The following is an 18,569-nucleotide window of genomic DNA, read 5'->3' on the forward strand; positions in this document are numbered from 1 at the left end:
GGCCTGCCGGTCCCGCGCCGCCGGTGGCGGATCCGCCCCGGGCGGATGCGGGCGACACGGGCCCGCCGAGGGGCGAGGCTGTCGGACATGACCAACGATGCGAAGATCCCCCTGTTCGGTGCGGAGGCGCGCCGCGACCTGTACGCCCAACGGGTGCTCGTGCTGGACGGGCCGCTCGACGACGACAACGGCACGCTGCTGGCGACCCAGATGCTCGCGCTGGCCGCCGAGGACGCGGCGACCGACATCGCCCTGTGGATCCACTCCCCGGGGGGATCGGTGCCCTCGATGCTCGCCATCCGCGACGTCATGCGTCTCGTGCCCAACGACGTCGCGACCCTCGCCCTCGGACTCGCCTGCAGCGCCGGCCAGTTCCTCCTCTCCGCCGGGACGCACGGCAAGCGGCGCGCCCTTCCGCACGCGCGGATCCTCATGCACCAGGGGTCGGCCGGCATCGGCGGATCCGCCGTCGAGGTCGAGGTGCAGGCCGACGACCTCCGCCACATGCGCGACACGGTCCTGGGCCTCATCGCCGACGACACCGGCCAGAGCCCCGAGCGCATCTTCGAGGACTCGCTCCACGACCGGTGGTACACCGCATCCGAAGCCGTCGCCTACGGCTTCATCGACGGTGTGGTGGCCGACTTCGCGCAGGTCGTCCCCGGGCGCCGTCGCGTTCCCGGCCTGGGCGCGGAGGTGGCGGCATGAGCAGCTACACGATCCCCAACGTGGTGGCGCAGCATCCGCGGGGCGAGCGCATCATGGACGTGTACTCGCACCTCCTCGCCGAGCGCGTCGTGTATCTCGGCACGGGCGTGGATGCGGGGGTGGCGAACGCGCTGATCGCCCAGCTGCTGCACCTGGACGCCGACAGCCCCGAGCGCGACATCCAGCTCTACATCAACTGCGAGGGCGGTGACCCGGCCGCCATGCTCGCGGTGTACGACACGATGCAGCACGTGCGGCCCGATGTCGCCACCACGTGCGTGGGTCAGGCCGTCGGGGTGGGCGCGGTGCTGCTGGCCACCGGCGCTGCCGGCAAGCGCGCCGTACTGCCGCACGCCCGCGTCGTCCTGCACCAGCCGGCGGGCCAGGGCCGCGGAGCCATCCCCGACCTCATCCTCCAGGCCGACGAGCTCGTGCGGGTGCGCGGCGACGTCGAGCAGATCCTCTCCCGGCACACCGGCAAGGATCCGGCCAGGCTCCGCGCCGACACCGACCGCGACCGCATCTTCACGGCGGCGGATGCGGTGGCCTACGGCCTCGCCGACGTCGTGCTGTCGCGTTAGACCGCGGCCGCGGCGCGGACGGCGGCAGCGGCGTCGGCCGGGGAGCCGTGGAAGGGCGCCCCGTGCCCGGGCAGCACCCACGATGCCGTCAGGCCGGCGAGCCGGTCGAGGGAGGCCAGGGCCTCCGCCGGGTCGTCCGTGAACGGCGCCGGCTGCGCGCCGGTGCGTCCGGTGAGCACATGCCGGGTCGTGAGCGCATCGCCCACGAACACCGCATCCGCGATCTCCGAGTGCACGGCGATGCTGCCGGGGGAGTGTCCGGGCAGCGCCACGATGCGGGGCGCCCCGGGGAGATCCAGCACGTCGCCGTCGGCGACCTCGACCACGTCGCGCACCCAGCGGGTCCGCATTCCGCCCTTGCGCAGGCTGTAGGCGAAGAAGCCCAGGGTCGGCCCGAGGCGGAGCGGGCCGAGGGCGAGCTTCGGCTTGTCGCCGCCTCGCGCGCGATCGGCATCGGCGGAGTGCACGTACACGGGGACGCCGAAGTCGCGCCGCAGCCGCTCGGCGAAACCGAGGTGGTCGCTGTCGCCGTGGGTGAGGATCACCCCGCGCACGTCGGCGACGGTGCGCCCGAGCGTGCGCAGCTCGTGCTGGAGGTCGCGCCAGTGCCCGGGGAGGCCGGCGTCGATGACGGTGATGCCGTCGGGGGTGTCGATGAGGTGGGCGGCGACGATGTCGTTGCCGATGCGGGAGAGATGGGGTGCGAGTCGCATGATCCGTCCGATCCTGAGTGTCATGGCTATGGTGAGTAGCTATGATAGCTTATACCCATAGCCATGAGGAGGGGCCGATGCCGACACCGGAGCGCACATCGCTCGAGCAGATCGTCGCCGCAGCCCGGGAGCTGCTGGAAACCGGCGGTCCCGCCCGCGTGACGATGCAGGCCGTCGCCGGGCGAGTGGGCGTACGTGCCCCGTCGCTGTACAAGCGCGTGCGGGATCGCGAGGCGCTGCTGGCGCTGGTGGCGACCGCGTCGGCCGACGACCTCAACCGGCGGCTCGCCGCATCCGACGGTTCGCTCGAAGCCCTCGCGCGGGCGTACCGGGCGTTCGCGAGGGAACATCCGGAGGGCTTCCGGCTCCTCCTCACCCCCGTCGCCGCCGGCCGGACGGTCGACGAAGTGGGGGAGACGGTCGTGCGCGCGGCGGCGGGTGTCGTGGGGGAGCAGCATGCGCTGGAGGCGGCGCGGCTGGTCACGGCATGGGCGACCGGATTCCTGACGATGGAGCTGTCGGGCGCGTTCCGGATGGGCGGAGACGTCGACGACGCGTTCGCGTACGGGCTCGACCGCATCCTCGCCGGCCTGGAGATGCGACCGGGTCAGGCCCAGGGGTCGTAGTCCGCCAGCAGCGCGCCCTGCTCGGGGCGCTCGGCCTCGGGCACGTGCTGCAGGTTCACGCGCACGCGGTACCACAGCGAGCTCGAGCCGCGCATGCCGTCGACGAGCACGTCGGCCGGATGCAGCATCCCCGCGACCCCCGGATGCTCCGCCCTCCAGCGCTCGAGCAGCTCGAGTGCCTCGGGCTTCGTCTTGGTGCGGGCGATCTCGATGAGCGGCATCGTCGAGGCGCGACGCCCCGAGCCGTCCGTTTCGCGGGGCGGCTTCTCCGCGGGCCCGAGCTCGTCGGCCAGGCGCAGGAGGCCGTCCAGCGTGCCGGCGGCGTCGTCGATGCCGCGGTGCGGATCGCCGATGTCGGCGAAGCGCTCGAGCACCGTGGCCACGGTGAACTCCTCCGGCCGCCGGGTGCGGACCTCGTCCCACGCGAGCGGCGCCGACACCCGCGCATCCGGGAGCGGGCGGATGGAGTACGCCGAGGCCACCGTTCGGTCCTTGGCGTTCTGGTTGAAGTCGACGAAGACGCTCTCGCCCCGCTCCTCCTTCCACCAGCGGGCCGTCGCGAGGCCCGGGGCGCGGTTCTCCACTTCGCGCGCGAGGGTCTCGGCGGCCAGGCGCACCTGGCGGAAGTCCCACTGCGGCGCGATCCGCACGAGGATGTGGAGGCCGCGCGATCCGCTCGTCTTCGGCCAGCCCGTCAGGCCGTACTCATCGAGCACGTCGCGGGCGATGAAGGCCGTGTCGACGATCTGCGACCAGTCAACGCCCGGCATGGGGTCCAGGTCCACGCGCAGCTCGTCGGGGTGGTCGAGGTCTTCGGCGCGGACGGGGTGCGGGTTCAGGTCGAGGCACCCGAGGTTCGCGACCCAGGCCAGGCCCGCCGCATCCCGCACCACCGTCTCCTCCGCCTCGGTGCCGCGGGCGTAGTGCAGCGTCGCGGTGTCGATGAAGTCGGGGTGGTTCTCGGGCACGCGCTTCTGGAAGAACGCCTCCTGGTCGATGCCCTTGACGAAGCGCTTGAGCACCATGGGGCGCCCGCCCGCGCCGCGCAGGGCGCCGTCGGCGACGGCGAGGTAATAGCGGACGATGTCGAGCTTCGTCAGCCCCGGCTCGGGGAAGACGACGCGGTCGGGACTCGTGATGCGCACCTCGTGCCCCTCGACCTCGAGGGTCTCGGCGGGCGCCTTCGACGGGCTCATGCGAGGGTCAGGCGGCGAGGACGAAGGCGCCCCGCGCACCGGCGGAGACGGACGCCGTCGCGCGCAGCTCGCCGGCGATCGTCGCGGTCAGCTCGACGAGCGTCAGGTCCAGGGCGCCGGCGATCGCCGCGATCATCTCGCTGGAGGGCTCCTTGAGTCCCCGCTCGACTTCGGAGAGGTACTGCGGGGAGACGCCGGCGCGGGCGGCGGTGTCGGCCAGACGCTCGCCGCGGGCATGGCGGATGCGGCGCAGGAGGTCACCGAGGGCCTCGCGCCACAGTGGTTCGGGGTCGCGCGGGGTGCGGGGGAGAGGGATGAGCTCGGCCATGCCGCCAGGCTAGAGCGGGCTCCGTCGGCGTCGCCATCCATTCCGCCCACAGCAGAAGCCCGCCACACGGGGGGAACGACGAAGGGGGCCGCCCGGATGGGCGACCCCCTTCGGGAAGCGGTGGATCAGTCGCTGCCGCGCAGGATCGCGAGGATGCGGAGGATCTCGACGTACAGCCACACGACGGTGACCATGATGCCGAAGGCCCCGACCCACGCGTACTTGCGGGGGGCGCCGGCGCGGACGCCGCGCTGGATCTGGTCGAAGTCGAGCACCAGCGAGTACGCCGCCATGACGACCACGAGCAGGCCGATGATGACGCCCAGCGGGATGCCGAAGATCTCCATCGAGCGCAGGCCGAAGGCGCCGCCGGCGATCGGCACGTTGAAGAGCATCAGGCCGATGTTGAGCAGGCTGAACACGAGGTAGCCGACCATCGCGATGAGGAAGATCTTCGTGGCCTTGGCCGACGCGCGGATCTTGCCACTGGCGAACAGCGCGAGCGTCACACCCACGACCGAGAGGGTCGCGAGGGTCGCCTGGAAGACGATGCCCGGGTAGATGAACTCGAAGAAGGCCGAGATGCCACCGACGAACAGACCCTCGAACGCCGCGTAGGCGACGATGAGCGGCACCGACGGCTGCTTCTTGAAGATGTTGACCATCGCCAGCACGAAGCCGCCGAGCGCACCGATGAGCCACGGGGCGATGGAGGGGTTCGGGTTGGCGGGCGTGACGCCGGCCATGGTCCACACCCAGCCGACGACGGCGGTGACCACGAGCACGCCGAACAGCGCGAGGGTCTTGTGGACGGTGTCTTCGACCGTCATGCGTCCGGTCTCGCGCGCACCGGCCGGCGGGGAGGCGTACATGCCGTCCAGCTGGGCGGCTTCGGCGGCGGGCGGCGGCGCGTACTGCGTCGCGGCAGGACCGCCGGGGTACGTCGAAGCGGCGCGGGAGTCCTGGAACGCCGGGTTGTTGAAGGCCGGGTTGTTGAGGGCCACTTGCTCTCACACTCCAAAGAATCTTCGGGATCACAGCACTGTGCTGTGGATCCACGATAGCCGACGGCGTGTCGGCTCCGGCAGTGGTGCGCTGAGGGTTCGCTATGAGCGCTACATGCGACGCGTGTGACGACCGCCCCGCGCGTAGCCTGGAGGCGTGACCCGGACCTCCCCGCTCGTCATCGGTCACCGAGGTGCACCGGGCTACCGCCCCGAGCACAGCCGCTCCTCGTACGACCTCGCACTGGCGATGGGGGTGGATGCGGTCGAGCCCGACATCGTCGTCTCCCGCGACGGCGTACTGGTGGTGCGGCACGAGAACGAGATCGGCTCGACGACGGATGTCGCGGAGCATCCGGAGTTCGCGGACCGCCGCACGAGTAAGACGATCGACGGCGAGCGTCTGACGGGGTGGTTCACAGAGGACTTCACGTGGGACGAGCTGGCGACCCTCCGCTGCCGCGAGCGCCTGCCGAAGATCCGCCCCGCCAGCGCGTCGTTCGACGGAACGCAGCCGGTGCTGCGCCTGCGCGACGTGCTCGACCTCGTGCGCGCGGGGTCGCTCGAGCAGGGGCGCGAGATCGGCGTCGTGCTGGAGATCAAGCACGCGACGTACTTCGCGGCGCTGGGGTTCGACGTCGTGGACCTGATCGCGGCGGAACTGGATGCGGCGGGCTGGGCGGGAGGCGAACTGCCGATCGTGTTCGAGGCCTTCGAGTCGACGGTGCTGGCGCGGCTGCGCGAACGGGGGCTGCCGGGAACCTACGTGTACCTCCTCGAGGCAGCCGGGAGTCCGTACGACCTGGTCGCGCAGCAGGGCGCGCACGCGCCCACGTACGCGGCCATGGCGGCGCCGGCTGGGCTCGACGGTCTGGTCGGACGCGTCGACGGGATCAGCGTCGACAAGAGCATGATCCTCGCGCCCAACCGGCGCGGGCACACCGCGGGCCCCAGCCGTATCGTCGGCGACGCGAAGGACCGCGGTCTGCTGGTCTTCACGTGGACGTGCCGGCCCGAGAACGCGTTCCTCATCCCGCAGTTCCGCGGGCGGGGAGGGGCGGCCGCGTTCGGCGACTACGAGGGCGAGTGGGCGGTGATCCGCGACGCCGGCGTCGACGGCGTCTTCGTGGACCACCCTGACATCGGGCGGCGATTCTTCGTCGCGTGAGCGTGGTGCGCGCGGCGCCGGCCGCACACGACCCCTAGGCTGTGCCCATGTCAGCGTCCGGGGGGATCGCCGTCGAGAACGTCCGGCGGTCGTTCGGCCGCGTCGAGGCGGTGCGCGACGTCACTCTCCATGCGGCGCCGGGCCGCGTCACCGGACTGGTCGGACCCAACGGCTCCGGCAAGACGACCCTGCTGCTCCTGCTCGCCTCACTCCTCGCCCCCGACGCCGGCAGCATCCGCCTCGACGGCGTCGATCCGGTGGCCGACCCCGCCCGCGCCCGCGCGCTGCTGGGTTGGATGCCCGACACCCTCGGCGCGTGGCCGACCCTGACCGTCCGCGAGACACTCGTGGTCACCGGGCGCCTGTACGACCTGTCGCGCGCGGCCGCGGGCGAGCGCGCCGACGTGCTGCTGCATGACGTGGGACTCGACCACCTCGCCGATTCGCCGGCCCGTGTGCTCTCGCGCGGCCAGAAGCAGCGGCTCGCCCTCGCGCGGGCCCTCGTCCACGATCCGCGGATCCTGCTGCTGGACGAACCCGCCTCGGGTCTGGATCCGCAGGCGCGGATCGAGCTGCGGCTGCTCCTGCGCCGGCTGGCCGCCGACGGCCGCACGATCCTCCTCTCCAGCCACGTGCTGTCGGAGCTGGAGGAGGTGGTCGATGACGCGGTGTTCCTCGTCGCCGGCCAGACGGTGGCCGCCGAGCGGGTGGCGCAGGCGGCCGGGCGCGGCCGGGCATGGCGCATCCGGCTCCTTCCGTCCGCGGATGCTGTGCCCGACGCCGGGGCGCATGCCGGCGCCGGCGCCCCCGCGGATGACCGCGCCCGCGTGGCAGCGGCGCTCGCGCGCGCACCCGAGGAGGTGTCGGTCGACCGCCGCGACGTGCTCGTTTCGTTCGCCTCCGATGCCGAGGCGGCGCGCGCCCTGCACGCCCTGATCGGCTCGGGGCTGGCCGTCACCGAGTTCGCCCCTGCCACCGGCGACCTGGAGCATACGTTCCTCGACCTGCGGGGAGGCGCCGAATGAGCCCGTCACGCCTGGGCGCCCTCATCCGCCTGGAGCTGACGCAGAGCCTCCGCTCGGTCGCCTGGTACGTGCTGCTGGGCGTGTTCGCCCTCATCCTGCTGATCGTGACGGGCTTGGCGGTCGCGGCCTCGGCGCTGACCGCCGGCAGCGGAGGATGGCTGTTCTCGCTGCAGATCTTCCTCGTGCTGCTGCTGGTCCTGCTGGTCTCACCGACCCTCAGCGGCAACAGCGTCAACGGCGAGCGGGATGCCGCCACGCTCGCGCCGATGCAGGTGACCCTCGCCACGACGGGCGAGATCCTGCTGGGGAAGTTCCTCGCGGCGTGGATCGCGGGGCTGGCGTTCCTCGTCGTCGCCCTGCCGTTCCTGATCGTCGCGACCCTCGCCGGCGACCTGGCGCCGGCGACGATCGGTACGTCCCTGGCGATCCTCGTGGTCGAGGTGGGCGTCGTTGCGGGCATCGGAGTGGGGCTGAGCGCGGTCATCGCCCGCCCGCTGTTCTCGGTCGCCTCCACCTACCTCGTGGTCGCAGCCCTCACGGTGGGAACGATCGTCGCGTTCGGGCTGGGGGCGACCACATCGCGCGTGGAGGTGACCGTCACGGAGCGCTATTACACCGATGAGGGTCCACCGTGCGCGCCGGGGGAGGACCCGGATGAGTACGGATGCGTGGAGGATCCGCTCAGCGAATGCGGCCCCTGGCAGACCTACACGCACGAGGCGCCACGCACCGATCACGTGTGGTGGATCCTGGCGGCCAACCCCTTCGTCGTCCTGGCGGATGCGACGCCGACGACCTTCTCGCCGGACGGATACCCGCAGGACCTGTTCGGCCAGATCTCCTGGACCGTGCGCTCGGCCCAGATCCCGCCGATGACCGAGGTGCGCAACGACTTCTGCGACGCGTCGGCCTGGCAGAACGCGGGACCGCTGCCCAGCGAGCAGATCGACGGCACCGCGCCGAGCTGGTTCGTCGGACTCGCCGTGCAGGTGCTGGCCACCGCGGGCCTGCTCGCGTGGGGGTGGCAGCGCACGCGCACGCCGGCGCGCACGCTGCCGCCCGGCACGCGCATCGCGTGAGGGACCGCGGCGTCAGTTCCGGCCGGTCTCCGTACGCGAGCGCAGTCGCGACGAGCGGGTCGACACGGCGCGGGCGGCGGTGTCCAGCGCATCCTGGATGCGCGGGAAGCGCGACGGCAGCCCTTCGCCCTGCAGCCAGAGCACATCGATGTGGTCGAGGCCCCGTTCGCGCACGCATGCGACGAGTCGCCGGGCGTCGTTCTCGGGGTAGCGGGTGTCGTGGATGAGCCAGTCTTCCGCGCCGATGCGAACCAGCACGACGCGATCCTCCGATGCACCTTCGGCCGGAGCCGGGCAGCTGTCTGCGATCGTCATCGAACAGTCCTTTCTGGGATGCTGCCACCGTACGAGCGGCCGCCGACACTCCTGAGAGGCTTGACAGCGCGGGGGAGATCGGCCGGCGTCACCGCGGCGAGAGGTCGGGCATCGCGCGCGTGCCGAACTCGTGGCGCAGGGCGCTGAGGGCGGCGCGCCAGCCCGCCAGTCCGTGCACACCGGGGCCCGGACTGGTCGACGCCGAACACAGGTAGATCCCGCGCGTGGGCGTGCGCCACGGATCGGGCGAGAGCGTCGGGCGGCGCAGCAGCTGCCACATCGTGGGTGCCCCGGCCGCGATGTCGCCGCCGGGGTAGTTGGGGTTCTCCGCCGCGACCTCCACCGCGGTGCGCGAGTGGGAGGCGAGGATGGTGTCGCGGAAACCGGGTGCGAACCGCTCGATCTGTCCCACCACCGCCTCCTCGCGGTCGGCGTCGCTGCCGGCGGGGACGTGCGTGTAGGTCCACAGCGTGTGCGCGCCGGCCGGTGCCCGGGTGTCGTCGAACACCGACGGCTGTGACACGAGCACGTACGGTCGATCGCTGAGCCGCCCGCGCGTGACGAGGTTCTCGGATGCGGCCATCTCGGCGCGGGTGCCGCCGACGTGCACGGTCCCGGCGTCGCGCACCGCGGGGTCGGCCCACGGCACCGGCTCCGACAGCGCGAAGTCGACCTTCGCGACGGCCGCCCCGAACCGGAACGAGCCCAGGGCCGCGCGATACCGGGAGGGGAGGACGTCGCCCGCCATGCGGAGGAGGGCGTCGGGGGTGACGTCCAGGAGCACCGCACGCGCGGGCGGCAGGTCGGCCAGCGACCGCACCTCGGTGCCGGTCATGATCTCGCCGCCGGACGCGCGCAGGTCGTCCGCGAGCGCGTCGGCGATGGCCTGACTGCCTCCCACCGGAATTGGCCACCCCCGGGCGTGCCCGTAGGTGGCGAGCACCATCCCGGCCGCCGCGGCGGCCAGACTCGGCTGCGACAGGATCGTGTGCGCGGCGACGCCGGTGATCAGCGCCGGGGCGGCGTCGTCGGCGAAGCGCGCGTTCCAGGCCGGGGTGCCCTGCTCGAGCGCCCGAAGGGCGAGGGCGACGGCGGCCACCGGATGCTGGGGCACGCGCAGCAGAGCGCCGCCGGTGAACTCCGCGACCTCGCCCGCGCGCTCGGCGAGCGGTCGCATGAGCCGCGTGTAGGCATCGCCGTCCCGGCCGAGGGTCTGCGCCGTGCGTTCCAGATCGCGGTAGGCCACGGCGGCGGCGCGACCGTCGAGGGGCTGCGCGTAGGAGGCGTCGGGCACGACGAAGTCCACGCGACGGGAGAGGCCGAACTCCCGGAAGAAGCGTGACTCGAAGGCCAGGGGATGCACCGCCGAGCAGGTGTCGTGGACGAACCCCGGCAGGGTCAGCTCCGCCGACGCGGAGCCCCCACCGATGTGATCGGCGCGCTCGTAGACCCGCACCGACAGGCCCGCGCGGGCGAGCGTGACGGCCGCGGCCAGCCCGTTCGGGCCGGAGCCGACGACGACCGCGTCGAGCTCGGTCATCGCGGGGCGGAGTCCTCGCGCGTGGCCGAATCCTCCTCATGGGCGGTGGTGTGCGCCGTCCGCTCCGCCATGCCCTCGGCCAGGTAGGCCAGCCGGTGCAGCGTCTCGTGATTGCGCAGCTGCAGCGGGACGTCGAGGATCGGTGCCGGGATGAGTGCCCCCGGCCCGGCGATCGCCTCCTCCTGGATGCGCACGATCGACCCGTCGGGGTGCGGCTTCACGTGGATCGTGACGCGCGCCTCACCGATGGGCCATCCGCGGGCCTTGAGCACGAGCCGGCGCGGCGGATCGTAGTCGAGCACCTCGGTGGCGTCGTCCAGGAGCATCGGCCACGTGCCGAAGGAGTGGTGCAGGCTGCTGCCCTTGTGCGGCCAGTCGTCGCCGACCTCGCGCATGCGCGAGGCCCCCACGACCCAGGCCGGGAAGAGCCAGCCGTCTTCGAGCACCCGGAAGACGTCCTCCGGGCTGCAGCGCAGTACTCGTGTGTTCCGAGACATCCGTCCCCCTTCTCCGTGTCGTCACGCTATCCGGACCCGCCGAACCGGCGGAGAGGGTTGCGCTGGACGGGAGAGGGTGTCAGCGCCCTTCGGGCACGGGAGAGGACAGGGATGCGTCGGACAGGTCGAGCACGAGCCCCGCGGCGGTGGCCGCCTCGTTGGCGAAGCGCTGCAGGAGCGCGCTGTCGAGCATCTCGGGCTCGGGTGAGGCGAACACGAACCGCAGTTCGATGGCGGGGTGGAGCCAGATCGTGGAGCGTCCCTGCTCGGGGTGGCGCCACGATACGGTGAAGCTCTCGCCGCGGCGCAGCTTGGTCGCGATGACGACCTTGACGTGCGCGAGCAGGCGGTCGGACATGTCGATGGGCTCGAATGACCCGCCGTAGTACAGATGGCCCATTGCGAGCTCCTTCGGTTGTTCTTCGTCACTCAGTATACAGATAGCTCGATTATTTAGATAGAATTTCGTAATAACGACGTGTCTCGGTAGTCTTCCCGCATGGCTTCGGACAGCGATCACGACGACGGACCGGGTGAGGCCGGCGTCGGCGAGCCATCGGCGTTGAGCCGGGCCCTGCGGCGCTATGTCGAGGCGCGCCAGGCGTCGCTGACCGAAGCCCGCCAGTTGCTGGGCGTCAACGAGTTCGACGCGCGGGCGCTGCTGTTCATCGCCGGCCACCCGCGCTCCCGGCCCACGTCGCTGCGGGAGTATCTCGGGATCACCTCCGCCGGAGTCACGGCCCTCATCGACCGCCTCGAGGAACGCGGGGCGGTGCGTCGTGAGGTCGACCCCCATGATCGTCGGGTCAACCGGCTGACGGTGACCGTCGACCTCTCCGCCGAGCCCTGGTCGGCGCTCACACGGTTCGACGCCGCTTTCGAGCGGGCGCTCGCCGCGTCGGCCGACGGTGATGCAGAGCGCCTGGCCGCGCTCCTCGAGACCCTGACCGACGACGCCGCCGGCTGACCGGCACAGCATCCTCTTCATCCGAGTCGTTCGGGTCAACCCCCTTCGGAGATCGTGACCGACGCGGTGGAGTGGAGCGGTGGCGCCGCATCGGCGGTGCCGCGAACGGAGGAGAGCGACATGAGCGATTCCCTGCCGGACAAGCCCAGCCAGGCCGAAGGCGACGTCGGCGACGACGAGATCACGGAGAAGTCCGGGGAGCTCGACGCGCATGACGACGGCGACGACACGGCTGTCGACGATCGTCCCTGACGTACCGCGCCCGACCGTTCCGGCGGGCAGGAGGAGGATCCTGTGAAGGCGATGGTGTACCGCGGCCCGTACAAAGTGCGGGTCGAAGAGAAGCCCGATCCGCGGATCGAGCACCCCAATGACGCCATCGTGCGCGTGGAACTGGCGGCGATCTGCGGATCGGATCTGCACCTGTACCACGGCATGATCCCCGACACCCGGATCGGCCACACCTTCGGGCACGAGTTCATCGGACGCGTCGAGGCTGTCGGCTCGTCGGTGCAGACGCTCAAGCCCGGCGATCGGGTCATGGTGCCGTTCAACATCTTCTGCGGCACGTGCTTCTTCTGCGCGCGCGGGCTGTACTCCAACTGCCACAACGTCAACGCCAACGCCACCGCCCTCGGCGGCATCTACGGCTACTCCCACACCGCCGGCGGATTCGACGGCGGCCAGGCCGAGATGGTGCGCGTGCCCTTCGCCGATGTCGGGCCGACCATCATCCCGGAGTGGCTGAGCGATGACGATGCGCTCATGCTCACCGACGCCTTCGCGACGGGGTACTTCGGGGCGCAGCTGGGCGACATCTCCGAGGGCGACACGGTCGTGGTGTTCGGCGCCGGTCCCGTGGGGCTCGCGGCAGCGCGGTCGTCGTGGCTGATGGGGGCGGGGCGCGTCATCGTGATCGACCACCTCGATTACCGTCTGGCGAAGGCGCGCGAGTTCGCGTTCGCCGAGACGCACAACTTCGCCCACCACGACGACGTCGTGGTGCTGCTGAAGAAGCTCACCGGCCACCTGGGCGCCGACGTCGCGATCGATGCGGTCGGGGCCGAGGCCGACGGCAACCTCACGCAGCACATCACCTCGGCCAAGCTGAAGCTGCAGGGCGGGTCGCCCATCGCTCTGAACTGGGCGATCGACGGCGTGCGCAAGGGCGGCAACATCTCCGTCATGGGCGCCTACGGGCCGCTGTTCAGTGCGGTGAAGTTCGGCGACGCCCTCAACAAGGGCCTGACGCTGCGGATGAACCAGGCGCCGGTGAAGCGACAGTGGCCGCGTCTGTTCGAACACATCCGGGCCGGACTCATCAGCCCGGGCGACATGATCACCCACCGCATCCCGCTGGACGCGATCGCCGAGGGGTACCACATGTTCTCGTCCAAGCTCGATGACTGCATCAAGCCGGTCATCGTGCCGGGCGCGTGAGAACCGCGACGGAGGATTCATGCCCTACACGCCCGACAAGCCCGTTTCCCCGCCCAGCGCCGACGAACTGCGTGCGCGCATCCCGGGATGGGGTGCGGACCTCGACCCCGCCGACCGTCCGTCCTTCCCCAAGGAGCGTTTCGACCCCGGCGCCACCGGCGCCCACTGGACCGAGCCCGAGCGCCAGGGAGATGACCCTCGGCGGGAGCGCTCGATCGAGCACGCGCACCTGACCGCGGTGTACGGCACCGCCCAGCCCCTGCACGGCGTCTCCGGAGCGATCCGCCGGTACGCCTACGCGCGCTACAGCGAGGGCCGCGCCGCGCACTGGCTGCTTCTCGTGCTCGGCGACCGGGTGGAGGCCACCGGGGCCCACGTGCGGTCGCTGTTCACGACGCGCCCCGACAACCCGATCACCGAGACCGGCATCCTCGCCGAGCCGCGGCTGCGTCCGATCGCCTCGCGACGCGGCCGCGTCGATCTGCGGCACGCCTGGATCGACCCGATCCTCGTCGCCGGGCCGTGGATCCTCGGTGGCTGGGTCGCGCTGCGGATGGTGCGGCGGGTGTTCGTGCGTCGCAGCTGAGCCGATCCCCCGGGCGTGGTCTCGACCAGGGGTGCGGGCGTGCGAAAATCACATCTGACCTCGCCTCCTGGGTCGGCGAGCCGTGAGAAAGCGACACCACCATGCCCTACCGCACACAGGCCCTGTTGCAGGACTGGATGGATCAGTTCCGCGCCGACGGGCGCGAGATCCACGGGCACGTGGCGCTGCAGGACGGCAGCGACGGACGCGACACGGGACTGGTCATCGTGCGCCTGGTCAACGCGACGACGGAGATGTTCATGCAGCCGGTCGCGCCGGGCGAGCAGCGCTGGGAGATCACCCTTCAGGCGCGTCCGCACGACAGCGTGATCACCCCCGACCAGCTCGACGAGCTGAGCGTGGAGCTCCAGCTCGCGGCCGACCTCTGCAGGTTCCTGCAGGAGAAGTCGGCGGAGCACGACCGCGAGGCGGCGCGCGAGCGGCGTCCGTCAGGCGGCAGCTGACATCCGTTCCACCTCGGCGATCACGCGCGGATGCGCGAGGATGCGGAAGTGGCCGCCGGTCTCCAGCTGCACGTTGCGCCCGCCCGGAAGCTTGCTCCCTTCCGGGATGTGCGGGTCGAACAGCCCGTAGACCGACGTGATCCGCGCGTTCACTTCGAGCTGCTGCGCGAGCGCGACGATCGTGCGGTCGCGCGGGGAGAAGCTGCGCAGCGTCGGCGAGAGCATCATGCGCGCGTAGCGCGACCCGCCGAACGGGGTCGCCACCGCGACCATCCCGCGCACGCGGGAGCCGGCCTCGCCGATCATGACCTGCTTGCCGACGAGGCCGCCCTTGCTGTGGGCGACGAGCATCACGTCGGTCAGATCGTGATCGTCCAGATACCGCGTCACGTGCACGGCCATCTCGGTGACGGGCCGGCTGTTCCGGTGCAGCACGTCGACGATGTGGATCGGGTGCCCGCGCTCGTGCAGGGCGGAGGCGAGGGGCTGCAGGAATTTCCACGTCTCGTAGACGCCGGGCAGAAGCACCAGTGCCACCTCGGGTCCCGAGCGGAAAGTCGCGGGATCGGTGCGATTGAGGAAGGCGCGCGCCTGCCACGTCGCGGCGTAGGCGTAGTCGGCGACCCACCATGCCGCGTCGCGGGCGGCGCGCCTGATCACCGGTCGATACCCGCCACGGCGCCCGCGTAGGTCGTGATGGCGTCGGCGACGGCGCGGGGGCGGGAGAACTGCGCGACGTGGCGGCTGCCGGGGATGACGGCCAAGTCGCCGTGGCGGGCGCGGTCGCGCAGCATCCGGCACCACCGCATCCCGGCGATCGGATCGCGCTCTCCGCGGAGGACGAGCAGCGGCACGCGCAGGTCGGCCACGCGGTCCTCGATCGGGTAGGCGATCATGTGGCGCACCTGAGTCAGGTACCACGGGATGCCGCACCGCACGTAGTCGGTGAACACGATCGCGTTGGCCAGGGGCGGCTCGCCCAGGCAGTCCAGTGCGAGCGCGAGCGACTGCGCAGCCGCGGAGCGATGCTCGGAGTCGGAGACCGGCCCGATCACCACGGCGTGCGAGACCAGGTCGGGCCGTTGCGCCGCCAGCTCCACGACCCACTGCGCGCCCATCGAGTGGCCGACGAGGATGCACGGGCCCACCTCCAGCGCGGCGACGACGTCTGCCAGCGCGGCGGCCATGGTGGGGACGTCGACGTCGGTGCCCGGTTTGGGGAGGCCCCCGAATCCGGGCAGATCGACGCTGAACACCGCGTGGTCTCCGCCGAGCACGTCCTGCAGGCGCGAGAAGTAGCGGTGCGACATCCCGATGCCGTGCACGAGCACCACGGGCGGGCCGTGCGTCGCCTCCGCCGGTCTCGCGTGGACGTGGAAGGCGAGGCGGCCCTGATCCGCGCGCCAGGTCGTGCGCTCGGAGGTCATCGGGTGCGGCGGAGGGTGTCGGGCATGGGGTCACGCTAGCCGTCAGGCCTGGATGACTCCGCACCCTGGACGCGTGGACGCCGTGCCGCTATGGCGGCCGTCGCCGATCGGCCGCTACTTCGCGACCAGGGTGGTCTCGAAGCTGTACATGTCGGGCCGGTAGCAATGGTGCCCGAATTCCACGGCGCGGCCGGATGCGTCGTACGCGACCCGCTCCATCGTGAGCACGGGACCGCCCTTGTCGATGTCAAGGAGCTCGCCCTCGTCGCCGTGTGCACGCCGTGCGCCGATGCGCTGGTTGGCGACGCGGATGGTCACGCCGCGGGCGCGCAGGATCTGGTAGAGCCCCTTCGCCTCGAGCTGATCGGTCGTGATGTCGGCGAAGTCGGGCGGGAGGTAGTTGACCAGGACCGCGACGGGAACCCCGTCGGTGGAGCGCTGGCGGCGCAGGTAGACGACGTCGGAGCCGGCGGGGACGCTGAGGGCGGCGGCGGTGGCGTCGTCGGCGGGCCGGGTGTCGTGCACGAGCACGCGCGTTCCCGGGGCGTGGTGGGAGTTCTGGAGGTCTTCGTAGAGGCTCGTCAGCTCCACCTGGCGGGTGACCTGGCCCTGCACCACCTGCGTGCCGATCCCGCGGCGGCGCACGAGGAGACCCTTGTCGACCAATTCCTCCATCGCGCGCCGGATGGTGGGACGGGACAGTCCGAGCCGCTGTGCGATCGCGATCTCGTTCTCCAGGCGCGCGCCGGGGGCGATCTCGCCCGACCGGATGGCGCGCTCGATCGCCGAGGACACCTGGAAGTACAGCGGCATGGGGCCGGTACGGTCCAGCGTCGCCAAGAGATCATCCAACTGCACCACGTCGCCGGCCATGCAGAGCCCCCATCCTCCGTCTATTGACGCGACAATCGTACATGGAGGCCTCCATGTCCGTTCGCGGCATCCGGGTTGCGGAAACCTCCCCTTGTGCTATTGTCAGGACAAATGTTCCGACGATGCGGGCCCGGATCTTCCGTCCGCGGAGAGTTGTACAGCGGAGTATGACCGAAACCCCTGACCCCTTCGACGTGCTGGCCTTCGGGCGCCTCGGCGTCGACGTGTACCCGCTGCAGTCCGGCGTCGGGCTCGAAGATGTCGAGACCTTCGGCAAGTACCTGGGCGGCAGCGCAGCCAACGTCTCGGTCGCCTCGGCCCGGTACGGCCATCGCACGGCATTGGTCTCGGGCGTCGGCGACGATCCGTTCGGCCGTTATCTGCTGCGCGAGCTCGACCGCCTCGGCGTCGACAACCGGTATGTGCGGGTCGATCCGACGCTGCAGACGCCGGTGACCTTCTGCGAGATCTTCCCGCCCGACGACTTCCCGCTCTACTTCTACCGCGAGCCCAAGGCGCCCGACCTCACGATCGAGGCGGACGACCTCGACCTGGCGGCCGTGCGGGCGGCGAAGATCCTGTGGTTCACCGCCACCGGCCTCACCCGGGAGCCCAGCCGCGCGGCGCACCTGGCCGCCCTGCAGGCGCGCACCGACGGCCGCACGATCTTCGACCTGGATTACCGCCCGATGTTCTGGGCCGACCCCGCCGAAGCGCGCGCACACGTCTCGCGGGCTCTCGAGTACGCCACCGTCGCCGTCGGCAACCGGGAGGAGTGCGAGATCGCCGTCGGCGAGACCGAACCCGAACGGGCGGCCGATGCCCTCCTCGACCGAGGTGTCGAGCTCGCGATCGTCAAGCAGGGCCCCAAGGGCGTGCTCGCCAAGACCCGGAGCGAGACGGTCGAGGTGCCGCCGTACCCCGTCGACGTGGTGAACGGCCTCGGCGCCGGCGACGCGTTCGGCGGCGCGCTGTGCCACGGACTGCTCCAGGGATGGGACCTGGAGCGCGTGCTGCGTTTCGCCAACGTCGCCGGTGCCATCGTGGCATCCCGGCTGGAGTGCTCCACCGCCATGCCCACCCACGACGAGGTCGTCGCCCTGATCGAGGGAGGAGAGCGCTGATGGCTGCACAGTTCCTGGCACCCGAGGCGTTCGACCGGCTCCGCGACCTGCGCGCGTCGTCACCGCGCGCGGTGCGCGAGACGCTCACCAGCCGCCGCCGTCGCGATCTGCTGCGGGGGGACGGGCGGCTGTTCATCGTCGCCGCCGACCATCCCGCCCGCGGCGCCCTCGCGGTGGGGCGGAACCCCTTCGCCATGGCCGACCGCTACGACCTGCTCGACCGCCTCGCGACCGCCCTCAGCCGCCCGGGTGTGGACGGCGTGCTCGGCACCCCCGACATCATCGACGACCTGGCGGCCCTGGGCCTCCTCGACGACAAGATCATCGTCGGCTCGATGAACCGCGGGGGCCTGCGCGGAGCGTCGTTCGAGATGGACGACCGCATGACCGGGTACGACGTGCCGAGCATGGTCGAGGCCGGCATCGACGTCGCCAAGACCCTGATCCGCGTGAACCTCGACGACGCCGGCACCGCCCCCACGCTCGCGGCGATGGCCGACGCGGTCACGCAGGCCGCCGCGGCGGAGCTGCCCATCATGCTCGAGCCGTTCCTGAGCCGGTGGGTGGACGGACGGATCGTGAACGACCTGTCCACCGACGCGGTCATCCTCTCCGTCGCGATCGCCTCGGGTCTGGGCGCATCCAGCGCGTACACGTGGATGAAGCTGCCGGTCGTGGACGACATGGAGCGCGTCATGGCCGCCACGACCATGCCGACGCTCCTGCTCGGCGGCGACTCCGGCGTCGACCCCGACGAGACCTTCGCCGCGTGGGAGGACGCGCTGAGCCTCCCCGGCGTCCGCGGCCTGACCGTCGGCCGCACCCTCCTCTATCCGCCCGACGGGAATGTCGCCGCCGCCGTCGACATCGCCGCCGGCCTCGTCCACCCCAGCCTCTGACACCGAAGG

24 protein-coding genes are annotated in these 18,569 nt (G+C 71.5%); 13 read left to right on the top strand and 11 right to left on the bottom strand.

Going from position 1 to position 18,569, the window contains the following annotated elements; translation table 11 throughout:
• Positions 1-87 precede the first annotated feature (87 nt).
• Entirely contained in the window at positions 88-708 is a 621-nt protein-coding gene (locus tag F6J85_RS03405; protein ID WP_150923829.1) for a ClpP family protease, read from the top strand.
• Positions 705-1,289 (top strand): ClpP family protease, encoded by a 585-nt coding sequence (locus tag F6J85_RS03410; protein ID WP_150919512.1) that lies wholly within the window; start codon positions 705-707, stop codon positions 1,287-1,289. The genes F6J85_RS03405 and F6J85_RS03410 overlap by 4 nt, the downstream gene beginning before the upstream one ends.
• Here F6J85_RS03410 and F6J85_RS03415 read toward each other — a convergent pair.
• A complete protein-coding gene (locus tag F6J85_RS03415) occupies positions 1,286-2,002 on the bottom strand; it encodes an MBL fold metallo-hydrolase (RefSeq protein ID WP_150923830.1) in 717 nt (238 codons plus the stop codon). The two genes, F6J85_RS03410 and F6J85_RS03415, sit on opposite strands and share 4 nt — an antisense overlap.
• Positions 2,003-2,079: 77 nt before the next feature.
• Between F6J85_RS03415 and F6J85_RS03420 the strand changes: the two genes are divergently transcribed.
• Positions 2,080-2,628 carry a TetR/AcrR family transcriptional regulator gene (locus F6J85_RS03420; RefSeq protein ID WP_150923831.1) on the top strand — a complete coding sequence of 183 codons (549 nt, stop codon included), beginning with the start codon at positions 2,080-2,082 and terminating at the stop codon, positions 2,626-2,628.
• On the opposite strand, the gene ligD is transcribed toward F6J85_RS03420, so the two are convergent.
• The 3 genes from ligD to F6J85_RS03435 all read right to left on the bottom strand — a co-directional run bounded on the left by ligD (position 2,610) and on the right by F6J85_RS03435 (position 5,156).
• Positions 2,610-3,824 (bottom strand): non-homologous end-joining DNA ligase, encoded by a 1,215-nt coding sequence (gene ligD, locus F6J85_RS03425; protein ID WP_150923832.1) that lies wholly within the window; start codon positions 3,822-3,824, stop codon positions 2,610-2,612. The genes F6J85_RS03420 and ligD overlap by 19 nt on opposite strands.
• A gap of 7 nt (positions 3,825-3,831) precedes the next feature.
• Positions 3,832-4,152, bottom strand: coding sequence for a helix-turn-helix domain-containing protein (locus F6J85_RS03430; protein WP_150923833.1), 321 nt, complete (start codon positions 4,150-4,152; stop codon positions 3,832-3,834).
• 125 nt (positions 4,153-4,277) lie between these two features.
• Positions 4,278-5,156 carry a Bax inhibitor-1/YccA family protein gene (locus F6J85_RS03435; protein ID WP_150919522.1) on the bottom strand — a complete coding sequence of 293 codons (879 nt, stop codon included), beginning with the start codon at positions 5,154-5,156 and terminating at the stop codon, positions 4,278-4,280.
• A 157-nt stretch (positions 5,157-5,313) separates the two neighbouring features.
• Here F6J85_RS03435 and F6J85_RS03440 point away from each other — a divergent pair, with 157 nt between their 5' ends.
• From F6J85_RS03440 to F6J85_RS03450, 3 genes are read left to right on the top strand one after another with little or no spacing between them, the layout of a single operon-like run.
• A complete protein-coding gene (locus F6J85_RS03440; protein WP_150923834.1) occupies positions 5,314-6,324 on the top strand; it encodes a glycerophosphodiester phosphodiesterase family protein in 1,011 nt (336 codons plus the stop codon).
• A gap of 47 nt (positions 6,325-6,371) precedes the next feature.
• The gene (locus F6J85_RS03445; RefSeq protein ID WP_150923835.1) at positions 6,372-7,349 is read left to right on the top strand and encodes an ABC transporter ATP-binding protein; all 978 of its coding nucleotides are present in this window, start codon (positions 6,372-6,374) and stop codon (positions 7,347-7,349) included.
• Positions 7,346-8,428, top strand: coding sequence for an ABC transporter permease (locus tag F6J85_RS03450; protein ID WP_150923836.1), 1,083 nt, complete (start codon positions 7,346-7,348; stop codon positions 8,426-8,428). The genes F6J85_RS03445 and F6J85_RS03450 overlap by 4 nt, the downstream gene beginning before the upstream one ends.
• A 12-nt stretch (positions 8,429-8,440) precedes the next feature.
• Here F6J85_RS03450 and F6J85_RS03455 read toward each other — a convergent pair whose 3' ends face one another.
• From F6J85_RS03455 to F6J85_RS03470, 4 genes are all read right to left on the bottom strand, one after another.
• Positions 8,441-8,686: a hypothetical protein gene (locus F6J85_RS03455; protein WP_150923837.1), complete on the bottom strand. Its 246-nt coding sequence runs from the start codon at positions 8,684-8,686 to the stop codon at positions 8,441-8,443.
• Positions 8,687-8,831: 145 nt separating this feature from the next.
• Positions 8,832-10,283 carry a phytoene desaturase family protein gene (locus F6J85_RS03460; RefSeq protein WP_150923838.1) on the bottom strand — a complete coding sequence of 484 codons (1,452 nt, stop codon included), beginning with the start codon at positions 10,281-10,283 and terminating at the stop codon, positions 8,832-8,834.
• On the bottom strand, positions 10,280-10,780 hold the full coding sequence (locus F6J85_RS03465; RefSeq protein ID WP_150923839.1) for an SRPBCC family protein: 501 nt from the start codon (positions 10,778-10,780) through the stop codon (positions 10,280-10,282). Before F6J85_RS03465 ends, F6J85_RS03460 begins: the two co-directional genes overlap by 4 nt.
• A gap of 79 nt (positions 10,781-10,859) precedes the next feature.
• Positions 10,860-11,180, bottom strand: a complete 321-nt coding sequence (locus tag F6J85_RS03470) for a DUF7882 family protein (RefSeq protein ID WP_150923840.1) — start codon at positions 11,178-11,180, stop codon at positions 10,860-10,862.
• 99 nt (positions 11,181-11,279) lie between these two features.
• Between F6J85_RS03470 and F6J85_RS03475 the strand changes: the two genes are divergently transcribed.
• From F6J85_RS03475 to F6J85_RS03490, 5 genes are all read left to right on the top strand, one after another.
• Positions 11,280-11,747 (top strand): MarR family winged helix-turn-helix transcriptional regulator, encoded by a 468-nt coding sequence (locus tag F6J85_RS03475; RefSeq protein ID WP_150923841.1) that lies wholly within the window; start codon positions 11,280-11,282, stop codon positions 11,745-11,747.
• Between the two features lie 120 nt (positions 11,748-11,867).
• The gene (locus F6J85_RS18135) at positions 11,868-11,999 is read left to right on the top strand and encodes a hypothetical protein (RefSeq protein WP_275094060.1); all 132 of its coding nucleotides are present in this window, start codon (positions 11,868-11,870) and stop codon (positions 11,997-11,999) included.
• Positions 12,000-12,041: 42 nt separating this feature from the next.
• Complete coding sequence (locus tag F6J85_RS03480) at positions 12,042-13,187, top strand: zinc-dependent alcohol dehydrogenase (protein ID WP_150923842.1); 1,146 nt, start codon at positions 12,042-12,044, stop codon at positions 13,185-13,187.
• 19 nt (positions 13,188-13,206) lie between these two features.
• Positions 13,207-13,773, top strand: a complete 567-nt coding sequence (locus tag F6J85_RS03485) for a hypothetical protein (protein ID WP_150923843.1) — start codon at positions 13,207-13,209, stop codon at positions 13,771-13,773.
• Between the two features lie 101 nt (positions 13,774-13,874).
• Positions 13,875-14,237 carry a hypothetical protein gene (locus tag F6J85_RS03490; RefSeq protein WP_150923844.1) on the top strand — a complete coding sequence of 121 codons (363 nt, stop codon included), beginning with the start codon at positions 13,875-13,877 and terminating at the stop codon, positions 14,235-14,237.
• Here the strand turns inward: F6J85_RS03490 and F6J85_RS03495 are convergent.
• The 3 genes from F6J85_RS03495 to F6J85_RS03505 all read right to left on the bottom strand — a co-directional run bounded on the left by F6J85_RS03495 (position 14,223) and on the right by F6J85_RS03505 (position 16,537).
• Positions 14,223-14,897, bottom strand: coding sequence for an esterase/lipase family protein (locus F6J85_RS03495; protein WP_238707049.1), 675 nt, complete (start codon positions 14,895-14,897; stop codon positions 14,223-14,225). The two genes, F6J85_RS03490 and F6J85_RS03495, sit on opposite strands and share 15 nt — an antisense overlap.
• Complete coding sequence (locus F6J85_RS03500) at positions 14,894-15,664, bottom strand: alpha/beta fold hydrolase (protein WP_150923845.1); 771 nt, start codon at positions 15,662-15,664, stop codon at positions 14,894-14,896. Before F6J85_RS03500 ends, F6J85_RS03495 begins: the two co-directional genes overlap by 4 nt.
• Before the next feature lie 114 nt (positions 15,665-15,778).
• Positions 15,779-16,537 (bottom strand): GntR family transcriptional regulator, encoded by a 759-nt coding sequence (locus tag F6J85_RS03505; RefSeq protein ID WP_150923846.1) that lies wholly within the window; start codon positions 16,535-16,537, stop codon positions 15,779-15,781.
• A gap of 167 nt (positions 16,538-16,704) precedes the next feature.
• On the opposite strand from F6J85_RS03505, the gene iolC reads away from it, so the two are divergent.
• The gene (gene iolC, locus F6J85_RS03510; RefSeq protein ID WP_150923847.1) at positions 16,705-17,661 is read left to right on the top strand and encodes a 5-dehydro-2-deoxygluconokinase; all 957 of its coding nucleotides are present in this window, start codon (positions 16,705-16,707) and stop codon (positions 17,659-17,661) included.
• On the top strand, positions 17,661-18,560 hold the full coding sequence (locus tag F6J85_RS03515) for a class I fructose-bisphosphate aldolase (RefSeq protein WP_191906738.1): 900 nt from the start codon (positions 17,661-17,663) through the stop codon (positions 18,558-18,560). The genes iolC and F6J85_RS03515 overlap by 1 nt, the downstream gene beginning before the upstream one ends.
• Positions 18,561-18,569: the final 9 nt, after the last annotated feature.

It is taken from the genome of Microbacterium lushaniae (genome assembly GCF_008727775.1).
Lineage (GTDB): Bacteria > Actinomycetota > Actinomycetes > Actinomycetales > Microbacteriaceae > Microbacterium > Microbacterium lushaniae.